The sequence below is a fragment of the Curvibacter sp. APW13 genome (assembly GCF_032337135.1).
Lineage (GTDB): Bacteria > Pseudomonadota > Gammaproteobacteria > Burkholderiales > Burkholderiaceae_C > Allorhodoferax.
On record NZ_JAVXZZ010000004.1, the window covers coordinates 267483 to 285146 of the forward strand.

Annotated in this window: 16 protein-coding genes; all 16 read left to right on the top strand. The window is 50.7% G+C overall.

Features of this window, described 5'->3' with window-relative positions; all coding sequences use genetic code 11:
* The first annotated feature begins 32 nt into the window (after positions 1–32).
* Complete coding sequence (locus RQP54_RS17050; protein WP_315679632.1) at positions 33–602, top strand: FxDxF family PEP-CTERM protein; 570 nt, start codon at positions 33–35, stop codon at positions 600–602.
* Between the two features lie 7 nt (positions 603–609).
* Positions 610–1440, top strand: a complete 831-nt coding sequence (gene epsA / locus RQP54_RS17055) for an XrtB/PEP-CTERM-associated transcriptional regulator EpsA (RefSeq protein ID WP_315679633.1) — start codon at positions 610–612, stop codon at positions 1438–1440.
* Entirely contained in the window at positions 1433–2851 is a 1419-nt protein-coding gene (locus RQP54_RS17060; protein WP_315679634.1) for an undecaprenyl-phosphate glucose phosphotransferase, read from the top strand. The genes epsA and RQP54_RS17060 overlap by 8 nt, the downstream gene beginning before the upstream one ends.
* A gap of 2 nt (positions 2852–2853) precedes the next feature.
* On the top strand, positions 2854–4032 hold the full coding sequence (locus RQP54_RS17065) for a hypothetical protein (protein ID WP_315679635.1): 1179 nt from the start codon (positions 2854–2856) through the stop codon (positions 4030–4032).
* A gap of 21 nt (positions 4033–4053) precedes the next feature.
* Entirely contained in the window at positions 4054–5064 is a 1011-nt protein-coding gene (locus tag RQP54_RS17070) for an EpsD family peptidyl-prolyl cis-trans isomerase (protein WP_315679636.1), read from the top strand.
* A gap of 73 nt (positions 5065–5137) precedes the next feature.
* A complete protein-coding gene (gene epsE / locus RQP54_RS17075; RefSeq protein ID WP_315679637.1) occupies positions 5138–6067 on the top strand; it encodes a polysaccharide export protein EpsE in 930 nt (309 codons plus the stop codon).
* A 2-nt stretch (positions 6068–6069) separates the two neighbouring features.
* A complete protein-coding gene (gene epsF / locus RQP54_RS17080) occupies positions 6070–7446 on the top strand; it encodes a chain length determinant protein EpsF (protein WP_315679638.1) in 1377 nt (458 codons plus the stop codon).
* Between the two features lie 65 nt (positions 7447–7511).
* Positions 7512–8342 carry a chain length determinant protein tyrosine kinase EpsG gene (gene epsG / locus RQP54_RS17085; RefSeq protein ID WP_315679639.1) on the top strand — a complete coding sequence of 277 codons (831 nt, stop codon included), beginning with the start codon at positions 7512–7514 and terminating at the stop codon, positions 8340–8342.
* Positions 8335–9363, top strand: coding sequence for an exosortase B (xrtB, locus tag RQP54_RS17090; protein ID WP_315679640.1), 1029 nt, complete (start codon positions 8335–8337; stop codon positions 9361–9363). The genes epsG and xrtB overlap by 8 nt, the downstream gene beginning before the upstream one ends.
* Entirely contained in the window at positions 9360–10070 is a 711-nt protein-coding gene (epsI, locus tag RQP54_RS17095; RefSeq protein WP_315679641.1) for an exosortase-associated protein EpsI, B-type, read from the top strand. Before xrtB ends, epsI begins: the two co-directional genes overlap by 4 nt.
* 348 nt (positions 10071–10418) lie before the next feature.
* Positions 10419–11456, top strand: coding sequence for a polysaccharide polymerase (locus RQP54_RS17100; RefSeq protein ID WP_315679642.1), 1038 nt, complete (start codon positions 10419–10421; stop codon positions 11454–11456).
* Positions 11453–12601, top strand: coding sequence for a glycosyltransferase family 4 protein (locus RQP54_RS17105; RefSeq protein WP_315679643.1), 1149 nt, complete (start codon positions 11453–11455; stop codon positions 12599–12601). Before RQP54_RS17100 ends, RQP54_RS17105 begins: the two co-directional genes overlap by 4 nt.
* Complete coding sequence (locus RQP54_RS17110) at positions 12598–13695, top strand: glycoside hydrolase family 5 protein (RefSeq protein ID WP_315679644.1); 1098 nt, start codon at positions 12598–12600, stop codon at positions 13693–13695. The genes RQP54_RS17105 and RQP54_RS17110 overlap by 4 nt, the downstream gene beginning before the upstream one ends.
* Entirely contained in the window at positions 13692–14786 is a 1095-nt protein-coding gene (locus RQP54_RS17115) for an acyltransferase (RefSeq protein WP_315679645.1), read from the top strand. Before RQP54_RS17110 ends, RQP54_RS17115 begins: the two co-directional genes overlap by 4 nt.
* A gap of 256 nt (positions 14787–15042) precedes the next feature.
* Positions 15043–16188: a hypothetical protein gene (locus tag RQP54_RS17120; protein ID WP_315679646.1), complete on the top strand. Its 1146-nt coding sequence runs from the start codon at positions 15043–15045 to the stop codon at positions 16186–16188.
* A 21-nt stretch (positions 16189–16209) separates the two neighbouring features.
* A complete protein-coding gene (locus tag RQP54_RS17125) occupies positions 16210–17664 on the top strand; it encodes an oligosaccharide flippase family protein (protein WP_315679647.1) in 1455 nt (484 codons plus the stop codon).

Here is a 17664-nt window from a genome sequence, read left to right on the forward strand (position 1 = left end):
GGCACCTTCGACACATCAAACTGGAACATCACATGAGAAATAACCTAGTTTCACTCGCCATTGCAACAGCACTGGCGGGCACAGGCACCGCACATGCTGCTACTTACTCGGTAGGCGACCTCACAGCCTTAGGCGATCCCGGGTACAGCCAATCGACAGACTTTTTTGCAGGGACCATCAACGACCAATACTCCTTCTCGATCTCTGGCGGGCCAAACGCATTTAGCTCCATCGCATCCAAACTCTCACTAACCATCGACCAGGTCATCACTTTCGCAAGTGGTCAACTTACGGGTCCTGATGCGTTTGTAGCAAACCTGACGCCTTGGGTGAATTCCCTGGGAGGGTTCACAGTCAATGGGATCGGATACGAAGGTCTGTTGAAGACTGGTGACTACACCCTGTCACTTCACGGCGTATCGCAGAAAGACGGTCATTACAGTGTATCGATGCTGGCGCAACCGGTTCCAGAACCGGAGTCCATTGTCCTGCTTATGGCTGGACTTGGTCTCATTGGCGGACTAATCCGTCGCCGCAATCGACATACTGAAAAGGTTCAAAGCACCGAGACTGGCGTTCTCACGACAGCAACGCTCGTCTAAATACATCATGTATCAATCCAGCGTGAACTTCGAAATGCCTGTCGTCAGAGAGGCATTTGAAAACACGCTTGGTCAGAATTCAGACGATCATTTTGATAGGGTGATTGCACAGTCTGCATCGTTGCGAAGTCATCAGGATGTATTCGAGTGGCTTCAGGGCGACGTGCAACGTCATCTTCCGCATCAAATCATGGTGTCAGCGTGGGGAGATTTTGATCGTGGTCATCTCCAACATGACATCATCTCCTCGTTAGCGGGTGTTCGCTCCCAACATGTCAACTCAAAGGCTCTGGCACCCCTTGTTACGCGGTGTTTTGCGAAATGGGGAGAGAACGGTGGGCAGGCTTTTGTCCTAAGCGCTGGTACCCGGGGATTCCTACTAGACAGCGATGGTCTAGATTGCAACCTGACTTGCGCGCTACGTCAAATGCGCTCGGTACTTGTGCATGCCGTTCAAGATCTCCGCAGAAATGAAGTTTGTCTTTACTTGGCGTTTAATACAGCAGACAAATTTGATGCTGCCCAATGCTCTGCCATCCAGTCAATGTTGCCGCACCTGGATAACGCACTGCGTCAAGTAGCCACATTGCCCGCCGTTAAGTACCCAGCGCACATTCCCCAAAAGCTTACACCTGGTCGACACAAGCGCGTTGAACGTTTAACCCAGCGCGAACTCGAAATTTTGCAGTGGATTGCCCTAGGAAAGACCAATCCAGAAATAGGCTGCATTTTGGATCTCAGCCTTTATACGGTTAAGAACCACATCCAGCGAATGTTCCGCAAGCTCAACGTCAGTAATAGAGCACAAGCAGTTGCCGAGGTTGCGCAGAATGACTAAGACTGTCGCCGCACACTCGCCGACATTGCGCACGAATGTTCGTGTGCTTACGCCAGGAACCGGCAGCCTTTTGGGGGCGATAGAGCGCCTCATTACGCCTTTTGCTCTGATCACAACTCTGTGTTTGATAACTGTGCTTCTTGATGGCAATTTGAGTGCGGCGACACTTCTCCTCTGCGTTTTGGTTTTTGCTCTCAGTTTTCCTGGCCAATTGCGACTCCAATCAAGGCCACTCCGTTTGGCTTGTGACATTGGGCTTCAATGGTTGTGGATTTTCTCGTTGCTGCTCTTAACTGGATACGCCACGGGTTACCTGCATGCGTTTTCCTCGGATGTACTGTGGACATGGGGTTGGGCTGCGCCACTCTCTGAGTTGCTAACCGCGTTCGCGCTGCGAAATTCAGCCCCGGCAGTGGTGCGCATGCAAGGCCCAGCGCAGCGGGCAATCATTGTCGGATTGAACTCGCAGGGACGCGACTTTGCCACCTGCGTCAAGAACTCTCCCTACTCTCGCATCGAGCTTGCTGGATTCGTTGACGAACGAAGTGCAGAACGCCTCAATGCCGTTGGACCGCATCGTGTCATTGGGACACCGAGTGATCTGGCCACGTTAGTAGCAAGACAGCGCATCGGACAAATCTACCTGTCACTTCCGATGGCATCGCAGCCACGCATTTTGCAGATCCTCGATGGTCTCAAAGACACAACTGCATCAATTTACTTCCTGCCCGACATGTTTGTGACGGATCTGATTCAGGGGCATGCAGACGAAGTTTGCGGCATGTCCGTCATCTCTGTCTGTGAAACACCATTCGTTGGCTTCAACGGCTTTGTGAAGAGGGCGAGCGATGTGCTTCTTTCGCTACTGATATTGCTATTGATCTCACCGCTAATGGTTGGGATTGCCATAGCCGTTAAGCGCAGCTCACCTGGGGCGGCAATTTTCAAGCAGCGTCGCTACGGATTAGATGGCCAAGAAATTCTTGTTTACAAATTCCGCTCTATGCGCACCACCGACGATGGTGCCGCCATCGAACAAGCCACAAGGAATGACAGCCGCACGACCCCGCTGGGAGCCTTTCTTCGCAGGACTTCGTTGGACGAACTACCTCAGTTCATCAATGTATTGCAAGGCCGCATGAGCATCGTGGGCCCACGACCACATGCGGTGGCACACAACGAGGTGTATCGCAAGCTGATCAAAGGCTACATGGTTAGGCACAAGGTAAAGCCGGGCATCACTGGCTGGGCACAGGTCAATGGCTTTCGCGGCGAAACCGACACGCTCGACAAGATGCAGGGGCGCATTGACCTTGACTTGGATTACTTGCGTCACTGGAACCTGGCTTTGGACATAACCATCATTCTCAAAACTATTCGCTTGGTCCTCAATGACCACAAGGCGTATTAAGCATGCAAGCACAACCAATTCGCTGCCTCTTGGTCACTTCTATTGGCTTGTGCACGAGCAGCATTTGCCTGGCGCAGGATTTACCAGAGTCAGAAATCACGGCAACTTACGCAGTACAAAATGGCAGCAACCTTTCGTATGTTCCAGATGCCTTGCTCACTGAAGGCAACAATACACATCACGTGGAGACCGCGACAGTGGGGTTCAGTGTCCGTACCAAGCAGGGTATGCAACGCCTAATGCTTGATGGCAGCTTAGTCAATCGCAGTTTCGAGAGCACCCAAACCGTCAACGCAGTTACGAGCAATTACAACCTTCTGTGGCAATGGGTGGCAACGCCGCGGTGGACAGGGGAACTCGGTGCGTCTCGACGAGAGTCGTTCGATACCCTTGTGAGTAGCCCATTCCAAGGGCAGGCCAATAGCGTACTCACCAATGACAGTCACTTTGACGTCGCATGGCAAGTGGATGGACCTTGGAGATTGATAGCTGGTGTGGCGCAAGCGCGAACCGCCACCACCCGAAGCGCCCCGAGTGATCAGAACACTCGTTCAGCAAACGCAGGTATCCGTTATGTGTCCGGAACCGGGAGCTCTTTAACATTTAAGCAGATATCTACAGATGGCGATTTTTCCTCTTCCTCGACATCTGTCCGCTCTGACTTCACACAACGTGACAGTGACATCCGCTTCCACTGGGTTATCAGTGATGGAAGCACCGCAGATGCCTACACGACATATTCAGAAAATTCACGAAACCACCCAAGCACAGGGGGCAAGCAGGGGTTCGACGGCTGGAATGCCGGTGGCAGTCTCACATGGTCATTTGGAGGCCTGTCGACATTGCAGATAGACCTGGCACATACGTTGGCAGCTACAGGCCTAGACAGCCCTCTGTTTAGTGAGACCGATCGTGTGACTGTCGGCCCGGTTTGGCAAATCGGAAGCAAAACTGCACTCACTTTGCACCACACATGGGCTCAGCAAACATTTGGGGGGTACTCGAGCAATGCATTGCATCGGCTCGATAAGTTGAGGGTCACAGCACTTGGCTTTGCATGGAAACCTTACAAGCACTTGTCTCTGAACGCCGGTTTGCAGCATCTCTCTCGCGAATCGAACGATCTCTACGCAGTGGTTGCTACCAACGCCGCCACCATATCGGCCCACATTTCTTACTGAACACGATTCTCCGCATTACGAATGAGCAACACCATGACTATTTCGCTACCAACACATTCACCGCGAGCACATTCTGGAGGCATTAGTTATTGGATGCTCGCCTCAGTTGCGACTACGCTCCTGATGCTCACCGCATGTGGGGACAAGGAATCGCCAAAAGCTGTCACGCAAGTTGCCGCCAAAGTTGGAAATGACGAGATCTCAGTCCACCAGATCAATGACGCTTTATCCCGACGCAACACACAAGGTGCAAGCAAGCAGGAAATTTCAGCATTCAGCAAATCGATACTGGAGAAATTGATCGACCAGCAACTTGCATTAAATCAAGCGATTGAAGCCAAGCTGAATCGATCGCCCGAAGTCGTTACGCAGATTGAATCGGCGCGGCGCGAAATCCTGGCAGCCGCGTGGGTCAAACAACTGGCCGGTACGTTGCCGCGACCAACCGAAGCTGAAGCAAGACAATATTTTGCTGACCACCCATACCTTTTTTCTCAGCGCAAAATTTTTCATATTCAGGAAATTGTCACTTCGAAAACAAGTGGTTTAGCTGACGAGCTTCGTGAATACACCAAAGCGGGGAAAAGCATTCAGGATGCAGCGACTTTTCTGAAGTCTCGCAACATTGCTTTCACAGGGGGTGAAGCAACGCGTGCCGCAGAGCAAATTCCATTGGAGTCCTTGGCTCAAATTTCAGAGCTAAAGGACGGCCAAACGACATTGATCGACACCCCCATGACACTGACGCTTATGCGGTTAGTGGCATCAGAGGCATCTCCCGTTTCCGAAGCCTTGGCACTACCTCGAATTACACAGTTCATGTTGAACCAGCGAATCAATAGCGCGGTTGCAAGCAATTTGAAAGACAAGCGAAGCACGACCAAAGTCGAGTACTTGGGTGAGTTCGCAAATATCGACTCTGGTTTGCCTGATGTTGGAAGAGTTGCCCTGACGACACCCATTGAATCAGGCCAAGTTCCGGCTGGAATATCTGGAAAAGCCAAGGAAAAAGGGGTGGCCGGATTGAAGTGAGTGGATTTCTTGCCCATCCACAAACAGTTTTTCTCCAACCATCAATGAACCTATCCAAACCGGGAATATCAACATGAACTTCTTCAAATTTCCCCAGTTAAGTCACATGCTAGTTCCTGGCGCAGTCACCCTGATTCTTGCGGTCGGAGGGGGCCTTGCACATGCCCAAGAAAGTGTCGTTGCAGGCACCCGATCGATTGTCGATGCAAGCAGTCCTAGCACAACGGCTGAAAACGGCTCGCCTATCGCAGAGACCATGTCCGGTCATCCGATGTATGTGGACTACCTCCTGAGCGCAGGGGACTCAATCCGCATTCAGGTATACCAAAACCCCGACCTAACAATCGAGACGCGCGTTTCTGAGAATGGAGTGATCACCTACCCACTGGTCGGGGCTTTATACGTAGGGGGGCGTTCTCTTGCGAGCGCTGAAAATGTCATTGCGCAATCGCTGAAAGCGGGGGGGTACCTGCAAAAGCCTCAAGTCAATATTACGCTTTTGCTTGCTCGTGGGAATCAAGTATCGGTCCTTGGACTAGTCGCTCGTCCTGGACGGTTCTCTCTCGATACGGTCAATACCCGTTTGAGCGACATATTGGCGTCTGCTGGTGGCACTCTGGGCGGTGGGGATGACGTAGCGATTGTTACTGGATTGCGCGACGGTAAGGCATTCCGGCAGCAAGTCGATATCCCCTCGATTTTCATTGACGCCAATCACTCCAGCGACCTCGTGCTTCAAGGGGGGGACAGCATCTATGTCCACCGCGCTCCAGTTTTCTACATCTATGGAGAGGCCCAGAGATCCGGCTCTTACCGCATAGAACGCGATATGACCATCATGCAAGCGCTTGCACAAGGTGGCGGTGTCACAAGTCGCGGAAGTGAGAACCGATTGCGACTACACCGCCGATTCAGTGATGGGCGGGTACTTCAAATCGATCCAAAACTGACTGACCTTGTGTTGCCCAACGACGTACTCTTTGTCAAAGAAAGCATGTTCTAGCCATGAGCATCTATCAATTTCTCCTCATCATGCGGGCACGCTATAGGGTTGCGCTACTGCTATTTGTGCTTACGGTATCAACCGTACTTGGCATTAGCATTTTCATGGAAAAGCAATATACAGCCAGCGCTGCCTTGATTCTAGAAGTCAAGTCCCCGGACCCCGTGAGCGGCATCATGCTGCAAGGAATGATGTCACCGGGTTACATGGCTACACAAATCGACGTCATCAACAGTGATCGCGTAGCAAAGGCAGTAGTTCAACAACTGCGTCTTGACCAAGGCCCCACAGTACGGGAACTATGGCTGGCAGATACCAATGGAAAAGGGCAACTTGACGATTGGCTTGCTAATCTTTTGCAGCAGAAGCTCGACGTAAAGCCATCGCGAGAGAGCAACGTGATCAACATCACGTATACCAGTCCCGACCCGGATTTTGCTGCTGCGGTTGCCAACGCATTTGCGAAAGCATATACAGACGTAAATCTGGATTTGCGCCAAGCACCCGCGCGGCAGTACGCCGCATTCTTTGATGCGCAAACGCAAGCTGCCAGAGAAAAAATAGACAGCGCTCAACGCGCACTTTCCGAATATCAGCAGGAGAACGGGATAACGTCTTCTGATGAGCGAATGGACTTTGAAACCGCAAAACTCAGTGAGACATCCAGCCAACTCACCAGCGTCCAAGGACAAACAACGGAAAGCCAAAGCAAACGCGGCAGTGCCCGTACCGAAACGCTTTCAGATGTCATGCAAAACCCCGTCATCAATGGCCTCAAAGTTGATGTAGCGCGGCTGGAATCCAAACTTGCTGAGAACAATGTCAACCTAGGGCGCAATCACCCCCAAACGCTTCGCGCGGAATCTGAACTTGCCGCACTAAGAGTTCAAATTGAAGCGGAAACGCGCAAGGTGAACAGTTCCATTGAGACATCCTATGCAGTCAGTCGGGCTCGGGAGGGACAGTTGCAGGGTGCCATATCAGCACAAAAAGCGCGAGTTCTGGTTCTCAACAAACAACGTGGTGAACTTAACGTCTTGCGTCGCGACATCGAGTCAGCGCAGCGCAGCTTTGAAGTACTGAGCGGCCGAGCTGCCCAAGCCAGCATAGAGAGTCAGGCCAATCAAACAAATATCTCTGTACTCAACCCGGCAGTTGCACCTATTGAACCATCCAAACCCCGAGTCCTTATCAACACACTGATATCAGTGTTTCTCGGACTTCTGCTGGGAGTTTCGGTTGCTCTCGTATTGGAGCTTACACACAGCAGAATTCGTTCACGCCAGGACATTTTCGGTAGCCTGGGACTCCCCCTGTTAGGTGCCGTCGTAAGTACATCTTCGCGAATTGGTTACTCCACAAACAAGGGGCAAAGATGACCGTGCCAGCATTGATGCATTTAGACGGCGAAAGGCATGAACTACCACGAGGATCCGCCCGCTCTATGGGTGACATTCTTGTGTCCACAGGCCGGTTGAGTACTCAGGACGCCTTGCGCATTTTGCATCAGCAAAAAGTCAGCAAAAAACCGTTTGGGGAAATCGCCATTGCTCTCAAGGTGTTGACACGCGCTGACGTCGACTACGCGCTTTCTTTACAGTTTGACTATGCCTATTTGAGTGATAAAGAAAGCGATCTAAGTCCTGCACTCATTGCCGCATACCAGCCATTCAGCAGGGTCGGCGAAAACCTTCGTGCCTTGCGGAGTCAGCTAATGCTGCGTTGGTTTAATGCCGATCCGCACAATAAACTGCTGGCGCTTGTCAGTCCTGGTACCGGTGAAGGGCGAAGCTTTATTGCCGCGAATCTGGCAATCGTTTTTGCTCAACAAGGTGAACGTACTTTGCTGATTGATGCGGACATGCGCAGTGACCCAGCTAACGGTCAAGGCGCATTGTTCAAACTACGTGGCGGCGTGGGTTTGTCGGGCATTCTGGCAGGTCGCACAACCATTGAAGCTGCACAGGCTGTCCCAGGGCTAGCACGCTTGGTAGTTCTTCCAGCAGGTGCACAACCGCCCAATCCACAAGAACTTCTGGGCAGGGTTAGCTTTGCACAACTTCTGTTTGAAGCATCACAAAACTTCGATGTCATATTGATCGATACACCTAGTGGAACCAAGTATTCTGATGCGGAGATCATCGCTGCGAGGGCTGGGGCCGCAATGATGGTCACAAGAAAAGACAAAAGTCAGTTGTCCGATGCCGCCTTGCTATCTCAGCGTCTGCAGGATCAAGGAGTTCTATTGTTGGGCGCGGTGCTAAACGATGCGTGAACTGCAAATAGATCGGCTGCACGAACCCTCCGCTGTTCATCATTCCAGTGTTCGTCGGAGCATGGCTCAGCACCATCGCACACTTAAGACTGGCGCGCGAAGCGTTGTGCCAGTGAACTTAATGTTGCTGGCAAGCTTGTGTCTTCTGTATTTGCCGACATTGATTGATCTGTTCATTGGCGTGTGGAGCACTGAAGCCCAGATGCAGGGGCCCGTCGTGCTAACTCTTTCGCTCTGGCTAATGGCACGCAATTGGCTCAACATGAAGCACATGGTAGCCGACAAAAAATCGGCAGCATGGGGATGGCCAGTGCTTTTGCTTGGATTGTCCATGTATGCAATTGGTCGATCTCAAGATGTATTGTTTCTTGAAGTCGGCTCCAGTGTCTGGGTTATCGCAGCACTGCTACTTTTGCAATACGGCACCAGAGCATTAAAGGTTCAATGGTTTCCGTTGTTCTTCATGCTTTTCATGATTCCACTGCCAGCCGCGGTGGTAGACACCGTCACCATGCCAATGAAGATGGTCGTTTCATATGTGGCGGAGGAAGTTCTTTACTGGGCAGGATATCCCATAGGACGTAGCGGGATCATTCTCCAAATTGGGCACTACAAACTGCTTGTCGCGGATGCTTGCGCCGGCTTGCATACCTTGCTTACGCTCGAAGCCTTGGGGCTGCTTTATCTCAATCTTGTGCGGCGTGACTCACTGTTTCGAAACATTGGGTTAGCTCTGCTCATCGTCCCTATTTCCTTCTCGGCCAATGTCATACGGGTGGTCACACTTAGTTTGATTACCTACCACTTTGGCGATGCAGCCGGTCAGGGATTTTTGCATGGCTTCGCTGGGATGGTGCTTTTTATGAGCGCGCTGATTCTCATCATCGTTGCGGACACTGCCCTGCATGCAATGCAATCACGCACAAAAGGTTCGAAACATTCTGCAGTCAATGCACTACAAGATGAAAGACCCGGCACAAATGCAATTGTTGCTCCCTCAAACAGATCGGTCACACCATGAAAAGTACGAGCGGTATCGGACTGCGCATTGTTCCAACGAAAGTTGTTGATTGGTACATATTTCTCTTCATTGCACTTGCTGCCTTGATTGCATTGTTACTACAACCGCGCTTGAATATTTCTGATAGACGGCCAGAAGTGATCCTTGCAGAGCTCATTCCAACCAACATTCATGGGTGGACGCTTCTTCCTGATGCGACGGCACAGGTCATTGACCCACAGCAGCAACAAACAATTGAACGGACCTACAGTCAGACGCTATCTCGTACATACGTCAATCAACAAGGCTATCGCATCATGCTGTCAGTTGTTTACGGGAAGACGCAACGGGGTAACCTGCAATTGCACCATCCAGAGATTTGTTATCCCGCACAAGGATTTGAGGTGCTCACGAATACGACCTCGGTATTTAGTACGCCCATGGGGACTATTCCGGTTCGACAGTTGCAAACGAGACTTAGTGCCTCACGAGTTGAGCCCGTGAGTTATTGGGCGATGGTCGGCGATGAAGTCGTCTTGGGCAGTGCGCAACGGAAGTTGGTTGAGATACGTCATGGCCTTTCAGGCTTCACCACAGATGGGTTGTTGTTCCGGATTTCCAGCATCGATAGCAATACTCCCCGGGCATTTGAGCGGCAGCAGAATTTTGTTCAACAAATGCTCTATGCAATGCCTAAGGATGCCCGGCGTCAGCTCGCCGGTGTGTAGATCATGGGGCCCACAACAACTAGGGACATGTACCAAGGCTCGCGACTGCCACGTGCTGCTCCGCTTGTTTTCCCCCCGCTAAATTTCACACAGTTTACTAGGCTGACTGGGGCTTTGCTTGTATGTTGCATAGCCTACCTGACGGTTCTGAGTTTTCTGAATGCCCGAGGGGTACGAATAGGCACCGCACAAGTTGCACTTGTCGAAGTGCTGATTTACGTCGTTTGTCTTGGTTTGCAGATGAGGCGCATTCCTCTAGTCACTGTTGCTGTGACTGCCTGGGTCTTGACCTGGATCGTTTTCACTTGGTTAATTCGTCAAAACATAGACCCAAAGAGCATGCGAGACATGCTGATTCCGCTCCTATTTATCGGCTTGGGCATGCAAAACGGATCTGTCAAATTTGCGGATCGTGTTCTAACGCTCATTGTTCTTATTGTTGTGGCAGTTGCCATTTTTGAAGCAGCTTTTCTGGACATCTACGGAAGAATCTTTAATCCACTTTCCTTCTACGGAAACATCGGAGGAATCCGAGAGAGTGCAGCCATGTACGGCGGACAGACGCTCACCCTGAATGGCTTTCGCCCGGAGGGAATCGGCAGAACACTCTTGCCGATGGTGTTAGGTGTACATCGGACATCGTCAACCATGATGGAGCCGGTTTCCCTAGGCAATCTCGGCGTGATCTTGTTGGCTTGGGGGCTGACAAAGCCACGAAAAGAGATGCTTCAGTATCCGGTGTTCTTGCTGAGCGCTGCTTTGTTGATCGTTCTGGCGGACTCAAGGTTCGGGCTGGTCATGGGCCTTGTCTTTTTCATTGCACGCATTCTTCCATTGGCGGTGGTGCGCCGATTGGCACCAGTATCTCCAGTCATGATCTTGGCGTGCGTCTTGTTAATCACTTTGCAAACATCGGCAGTGAGCGATGACATTTTGGGGCGAGTCAGGCAAAGCGGTACTGCGCTCCTCCACTTTGACGCACTGATGTCGTTAGGCCTGCGAGGCCCCCTTCCGGGGTTCGGCGATATGGGTTTTGCTTATGTGATTTCACGTTTTGGCATTCCTGTCTGCATGCTGCTCACATTCGGACTTTTCTTGGTACCCATGGCAGACACGCGTGGTCAGTGGTTCCGAGCATTTGTCGTTCTCTACATATTTTCCAATCTTGCTATCAGTGGCACATCAATATTTGCACTAAAGACGGCTGGGATTCTCTGGTTCCTATTTGGAGTTCTTAGTGTGGGGGAAAGAAACGCTCAATCTGCCGAATCAGATCGCTCACGATTGGATGGCATAGCAAACCAGAACCCGAAGAGTGCATTTTTTCAACCGGGCTATATAAGCGCAGGCTCAACAGATGCCGGGTATCGCATGCGACCGCCATGAAAGTTCTGCATGTCGTACGTCAGTATCTTCCGTCCGTTGGAGGCATGGAAGAAGTCGTTCGCAATTTGGCACATCACCAAGTCCATGACTCCAATTACGCGCCACGAATTGTTACCCTCAACCGTGTCTTTCGGGAGTCTGCCCATCGGCTTTCACCCACCGAGCTTATCGATGGAGTTTCCGTTCGGCGGTTGGGATTTGCTGGCTCTGAACGCTACCCGCTTTGTCCCCAGGTATTGCGCGAGCTTCATTCAGCAGATCTGATTCATGTTCATGGAATCGATTTCTTCTTCGACTATCTTGCGCTAACCCACTTCTTACACCGAAAGCCCATGCTTGCGTCCACGCATGGTGGATTCTTTCATAGCAACTTTGCACCCCGTTTGAAACAAATTTACTTCAAGGGAATAACTCGCCTCTCCGCGTTGGCATATCAACGAGTCGTATGCACAAGCCAGAGCGATGGCCGCGTGTTTTCTAGGGTGGTAGCTCCCAAAACTATTTGTGTCATTGAAAACGGGGTTGATGTCGAAAAATTCCACGACTCAAGCTCTAAAGCGCTTTTGCCAAGGATGCTGTACTTCGGCCGTTGGTCGGTCAACAAGGGGATACTGGAAACGCTAGATGTACTAGCAGCACTGAGATCGCAGTTCCCAGAAGTTCCGTGGCATCTCACCATTGCAGGTCGTGAATACGACTTGAATGCGATGAGGCTTCGTACGCAAGCGCGCCTTAGAGGTGTCGACAATGCCTTAACAATCGTTACGAACCCAAGTAATCAGACATTACGCAGTCACATGGCTGAATGCAGCTATTTCATCTGCCAGTCTCATCACGAGGGCTTTGGAATCGCGCCCATCGAGGCCATGAGTGCTGGATTACTGCCACTTCTTAGTGATATCCCACCATTTCGCAAACTAGTGGAAACATCACAGAGTGGACTGGTGCTTACCTCAACATCCGCCACATTTCAGGCACAGCAGATCTACCAGTTTCATCAACGCAACGCTATTCAATTCAGCACCAATACCGCTGATAAAAAAAATCCACGCGCTAGTGCGTGCAAAGCATCAGGTGTCTATGCGTGGGCAGGTGTCGCGCAACTCTATACGCAGCAATACAACCAAATACTGGGGACCTCATGAATTTGCAGCAACTCTTTTCGCTACGAACAAAGCTAACGTATTCCTCTTTCGCGTCATACGTTGTTGCGCTTGCAGCGTTGTCATTCACTTGTGTCGCATTCGCTGACTGTGAGAGCAGTCCATTGCGGGGGGTAAACCTATCTGGCGCTGAATTTGGTAAGCAAAGACCTGGCGTGATGTTTAAGGACTACACCTATCCAAGTCGCAATACTATGCACCATTTCCGCGAAGCTGGTATGGGCGTCATCCGCCTGCCGTTTCTATGGGAGCGTGTCCAACACACACCATTCGGTTCATTGGATAGACGAGAGTTGGATCAGCTTCGACAAGTAGTGAATTGGGGCAAGGAGTTGAATCTGTGTGTTCTACTGGATTTGCACAACTACGGTGGATTCAACGGTAAAAAATTAGGCTCCCCGGAGTTAATTGTCGATGCTTTTGTGGACGTTTGGAGAAGACTACAGAAAGAATTTCCTGATCCACAGTGGGTCGCGCTCGGCTTAATGAACGAACCCGCTGCAATACGTAGTACGCAATGGATGTCCGCAGCGCAGACAACCGTATTGGCACTTCGTCAAGCTGGTGCTAAGAACTTACTACTTGTCGCCAGTCCACGCTGGAGCGGTGCGCATGAATTTGAAAAGATGTTTGATGGAACCTCGGCAGCACAGGCATTTGCTGTATTCAAAGACCCACTAAATCATTTCGCAATCGAACTGCATCAGTATGCGGACAAAGATTACTCAGGCACCACCTCACATTGTGTCGACTCAGAGCGACTTCGTTCGGTAATGTTGCGCGTAAGCACTTGGGCACGAGAACACAAAGTCAAATTATTTCTTGGCGAATTTGGCGTTGCAAATACACCTGATTGTCTGCAGGCATTAAAGGTCATCTTGGAAGAATCCCAGCAAGCAGATGTCTGGTTGGGCTGGACCTATTGGTCAGCAGGCGCATGGTGGGGAGATTACCCATTCAGTATCCAGCCCAGCACCAGCAAATTCGATGTAACCAATGGCCCGGCCCGCATTGAACCTTCAACAACAGGACAGATGTCTGTGCTCCAACCATTCTTGGTAGGACGTGTGCAGTGAGCGACGACGCCCCATCTCTCCAATCTTCAGCTGGAACAGGTGTATCTCAAACATCCGTTGGCGAACTTCCCAACCTGAATGGAATCCGGGCATTGGCCTGCCTCATGGTTGTTGTCGCACATGTTCCTGAGACATTCAAAGTTGACACCGTAGGAGCAACCGGGGTAGCGCTATTTTTCGTGTTGAGTGGATTCCTTATGGGCTATTTGTACGGGCACAAATCCTGGAGCACGGAGGCAGCCGGGGAATTCGCCATTGCCAGGTTTGCGCGAATTGCTCCAATTTATTGGCTCACGATTTTGGTTTGCGCCGCTTTGACACCATTGCTTGGGCAGCCAGACTTTCCTCTGCAACTGGAGGGTTGGCAGTTGATTGGTCGTCACCTGCTTTTCGGTGGAAGCAGCTTCGTTTTTTGGTCCATCTCACCAGAAGTACAGTTCTACATATTCTTTTTGTACTTGTGGTGGTCACTGAACAGCATTGCCTCACGCAGAGTTGACGATCGCACCTTCACCGTGTTAGTGCTGATTGTGGTCTGCTCAACGTTGTTACTGACTCACTCACTGTGGGCTGGTTTGAGTTTGCCTTCTAAAGCACATTTGTTTCTGGCTGGTTGTGCAGCTGGTATGGCGCCTCGGGGTCGCGTATCCAACTTCGTTCAGGGGAAAAAACTGATTGGTTTGCAGATGTGTGCAGTTGTACTGTTGGTGCTGCCCATTTTTTTGTATTCGACCCAACCGCAGCTGTATTTAGCAACTGAGGTCGGCCTGAGTATGGCTGTAGCTATCTATTTGCTTTCGTTTCCGAGCACTGTGACTGGATGGTTGCTGGGGTCGAACTTGATGCGCCGCATAGGGCAAGCCAGCTTTTCAATCTATCTGACCCACATGCTGGTCTTATATGCAGGCGGTCGACTATTGGGTTTGGATCTTCACCATTATGAGCCTTTGTGGGTGCCAATTGGGGTTCTTGCAGTTGCATTACCGATGGTGCTCTCTGCGTACGTAGAGATACCCATGCAAAGGATAACCCGCCGTTTTCTTCTCAATCAGTGGCGTTTCCATGCCCGAACACTTAAGTGGATAGTTTGACATCCTCACGTGCCTAATGGACCGGGATTCTTTCTGCCAGGGCTTCATGTCTGGCGCCGGTAGTGCGCATCTTTGAAATCGAATTTTGTGAGCCGCTTGCGGCGAAACCGCAGGGCAATTTACTGGCGGTCGTGGCTGTAGTTACAGACAAACTGGCCACACAAGACCGTTTTCACTAGGCCAATCCCCTTCCAGCGCTACGCGCTGGCCACAATTACCTCTCGGCTCTGATGGACCGGGTTTATCGGGAGTTTTGATGAATACGCTCATAGTCTCTGCACACCACGACTATCGGACTCCAAACAGGGCGAGCATTCATTTTGTTGCGAATGAATTGCTATCGCATGGGGCTGTCAATTTTTTCTCCATGCGGTATAGCCCGGCGAGTAAGTACAAGAACGATGCACGCGTGCCACTAGAGAAACAAACCAATAAAGTCGAATTGCATGGTGGAGTTCAGTGCTTCCTCTGGAAGACTCCATTTCATCCAATTGCATTTAAGCAGCGCTGGTTATGGCCGATCGAGAGGGCTCTTTTCTGGATATATGAGCGATGGTCTTGTGCCGTATTAGATGAATGGGCTGCACAGGCCGATGTTGTCATCTTTGAAAGTGGAATTGCTCCCATACTTCTCCGTCGAATAGCCCGCATCAATCCTCAGGCACGCTTAATCTACAAAGGCAATGACGGATTACGAGAAATCGGCGCCTCTGTCTATGTCCAGCGCAAGTTGGAAGAACTAATCCCCGAATTTGATGTAGTGGCTTTGGTTTCAAAAAGCATGGCTACAAGATGGGGGCATCACTCACTTAATGGTCTTGCCAACGCAAACAATGTGTTTGTTGTTCCACATGGCGTGGAAGAGCGACTTGATGACTTGGGTGACCCTTCCCCGTATGCGGAAGGCCCAAAAGATTCGCTGCATGCTGTGTCAGTCGGATCAATGTTGTTTGACCCCAGTTTCTTCACAGTTGCAGGTAAGGCATTTCCGAACATGACATTTCATGTCATTGGAAGTGGGCACGATGGGGTGGGGATCGCCAGTAAAAATGTAATTTTCTATCCGCGGATGCAGTACTCAAAAACCATTCAGTACATCAAGCATGCCGACATCGGAATCGCGCCTTACCAGGCACTGGTTTTGCCGGCATATTTAGCTGATAGTTCACTGAAAATGCTGCAATACGATTACTTCGGACTACCAACAGTATGTCCATTCGAAGTTGTTGGTTCACATAAAGGACGCTTCGGCTACAACGCGGGGAATCCCTCGTCAATTGAGCGAGCCATAAAACAGGCAATTGCGAGCCCCCATCTACGTTCGCGCTCTGTCCTTACTTGGTCCGAAGTCGCAAATCGAATTTTGCAGCCCACGCTCTATACCGACACCAAAATTAGTTAAGCAGCCAGTATGGGATATCCAGTGAACATCAACACAGAGCGTAATGCACTGTGGTCAATCATTGATAACCTGGCACAGCAATTTCTTTCGCTTTTGGTCTTTCTGATACTGGCACGGCTGATATCTCCACGCGACTTTGGCGTTATCGCGGTGCTCCATGTTCTTGTCACCTTCTTCCGCCAATCAGTGCTTGATGCCATTGTTCTTCCGATATCTCGGACAAATGAAGCTACAGATGAGCTCTACTCCTGGGGACTTGGAATATGCATGTTGGCCGCAACCCTGATGGCAGCCATCATGATTGGAGTGACTCCATGGGCTTCAGATTGGTTCGATATATCAGAGCTTCGCGATATTTTGCCTTGGATGGCGTTGGTGGTTTTGGCCTATGGTGCAAGCGCTGCGTTTGAAGCGCGCTTAATACGAAAGTTGGCCTTTCGTTCACTGGCCATTCGATCCGTAATCGCAGTGACAACAGGCGGAATTGTCGGAATTGCGTATGCTCTTGAAGTTGGAGGAGTTATGTCGCTGGTCGCACAACAGGTAGCCTCCAGTTGTGTTGCACTGATATTGCTTATTGCTCAGTCGCATTGGACACCGAATCTTCTCAAGGGAAAGAAGAACTGGAGGAGATTTTCACCAGACATCTATCGGGTCAGTGCCACAGGATTCATGGGATTCTTATCTAGTCAAGGCGATACCGTCTTGGTAAGCGTATTGCTTGGGGCTCAAGCTACAGGCTTCTACAGCTTCGCAAAACGGCTGACATCGTCAGTCTATCTCGCTTTCGGCGCAGCAGTACTTCGACTGTCAATTTCGGCCTTCGCGACAGCCCATACTGACGCAGAAGCATTAAAGAAAGCTTACCTTCGAATATTGGGTACTTCGTTCTTCTTAATGCTGCCCATGTTGCTTGGGTTAAGCGTCCTCATTGAGCCAACAATCCACGTGTTGTTTGGTGATGCGTGGTTGCCCGCAGCATCAATCGTCGTCCTGCTATCAGCTTTGTATTTGCTACTTGTTGTGAATCAAGTCAACGACTACTTGCTATATGCAATTAATGTGCGAAGCGCGCCGTTAAAGCGATCGTTGAGTCAAATTCTTCTCTCCATCATCTTTGGGTGGGCTGGCTCCCAATTTGGACTTGCATGGATGGCAGCAGGTTTCGCTTTGGCGACATTTTCAGTGTGGCCATGGAATCAGAGAACTTGCAACACGTACTTAAGTCTTCGGCTTTCAGAACTCGTTTATTGCATGCTTGCACCACTGATTGGGGCGTTCTGCATGGTGGCACTCCTTTGGCTATTCCTGCCATCCATTCAGATCCACGTGGCAGATCCTGGTACATCGCAGATAGCAAAACTAGGCGCATGGATCACATTTGGAGCCGCAATTTACGTTGCGCTGCATCGAGTGGTGATCAAGTTGTTGCCAGGGGTGCATGATGCATTTCGCGAAGTAAGGGGGCGCGAATAG

Excerpts from the sequence above, each read along its gene's own strand:
- epsI (WP_315679641.1), top strand. The coding sequence starts at position 9,360 with ATGAAAAGTACGAGCGGTATCGGACTGCGCATTGTTCCAACGAAAGTT.
- RQP54_RS17060 (WP_315679634.1), top strand. The coding sequence starts at position 1,433 with ATGACTAAGACTGTCGCCGCACACTCGCCGACATTGCGCACGAATGTT.
- RQP54_RS17070 (WP_315679636.1), top strand. The coding sequence starts at position 4,054 with ATGAGCAACACCATGACTATTTCGCTACCAACACATTCACCGCGAGCA.
- RQP54_RS17120 (WP_315679646.1), top strand. The coding sequence starts at position 15,043 with ATGAATACGCTCATAGTCTCTGCACACCACGACTATCGGACTCCAAAC.
- epsF (WP_315679638.1), top strand. The coding sequence starts at position 6,070 with ATGAGCATCTATCAATTTCTCCTCATCATGCGGGCACGCTATAGGGTT.
- epsA (WP_315679633.1), top strand. The coding sequence starts at position 610 with ATGTATCAATCCAGCGTGAACTTCGAAATGCCTGTCGTCAGAGAGGCA.
- RQP54_RS17105 (WP_315679643.1), top strand. The coding sequence starts at position 11,453 with ATGAAAGTTCTGCATGTCGTACGTCAGTATCTTCCGTCCGTTGGAGGC.
- RQP54_RS17050 (WP_315679632.1), top strand. The coding sequence starts at position 33 with ATGAGAAATAACCTAGTTTCACTCGCCATTGCAACAGCACTGGCGGGC.
- epsE (WP_315679637.1), top strand. The coding sequence starts at position 5,138 with ATGAACTTCTTCAAATTTCCCCAGTTAAGTCACATGCTAGTTCCTGGC.
- RQP54_RS17065 (WP_315679635.1), top strand. The coding sequence starts at position 2,854 with ATGCAAGCACAACCAATTCGCTGCCTCTTGGTCACTTCTATTGGCTTG.
- RQP54_RS17100 (WP_315679642.1), top strand. The coding sequence starts at position 10,419 with ATGCTGATTCCGCTCCTATTTATCGGCTTGGGCATGCAAAACGGATCT.
- epsG (WP_315679639.1), top strand. The coding sequence starts at position 7,512 with ATGGGTGACATTCTTGTGTCCACAGGCCGGTTGAGTACTCAGGACGCC.
- xrtB (WP_315679640.1), top strand. The coding sequence starts at position 8,335 with ATGCGTGAACTGCAAATAGATCGGCTGCACGAACCCTCCGCTGTTCAT.
- RQP54_RS17110 (WP_315679644.1), top strand. The coding sequence starts at position 12,598 with ATGAATTTGCAGCAACTCTTTTCGCTACGAACAAAGCTAACGTATTCC.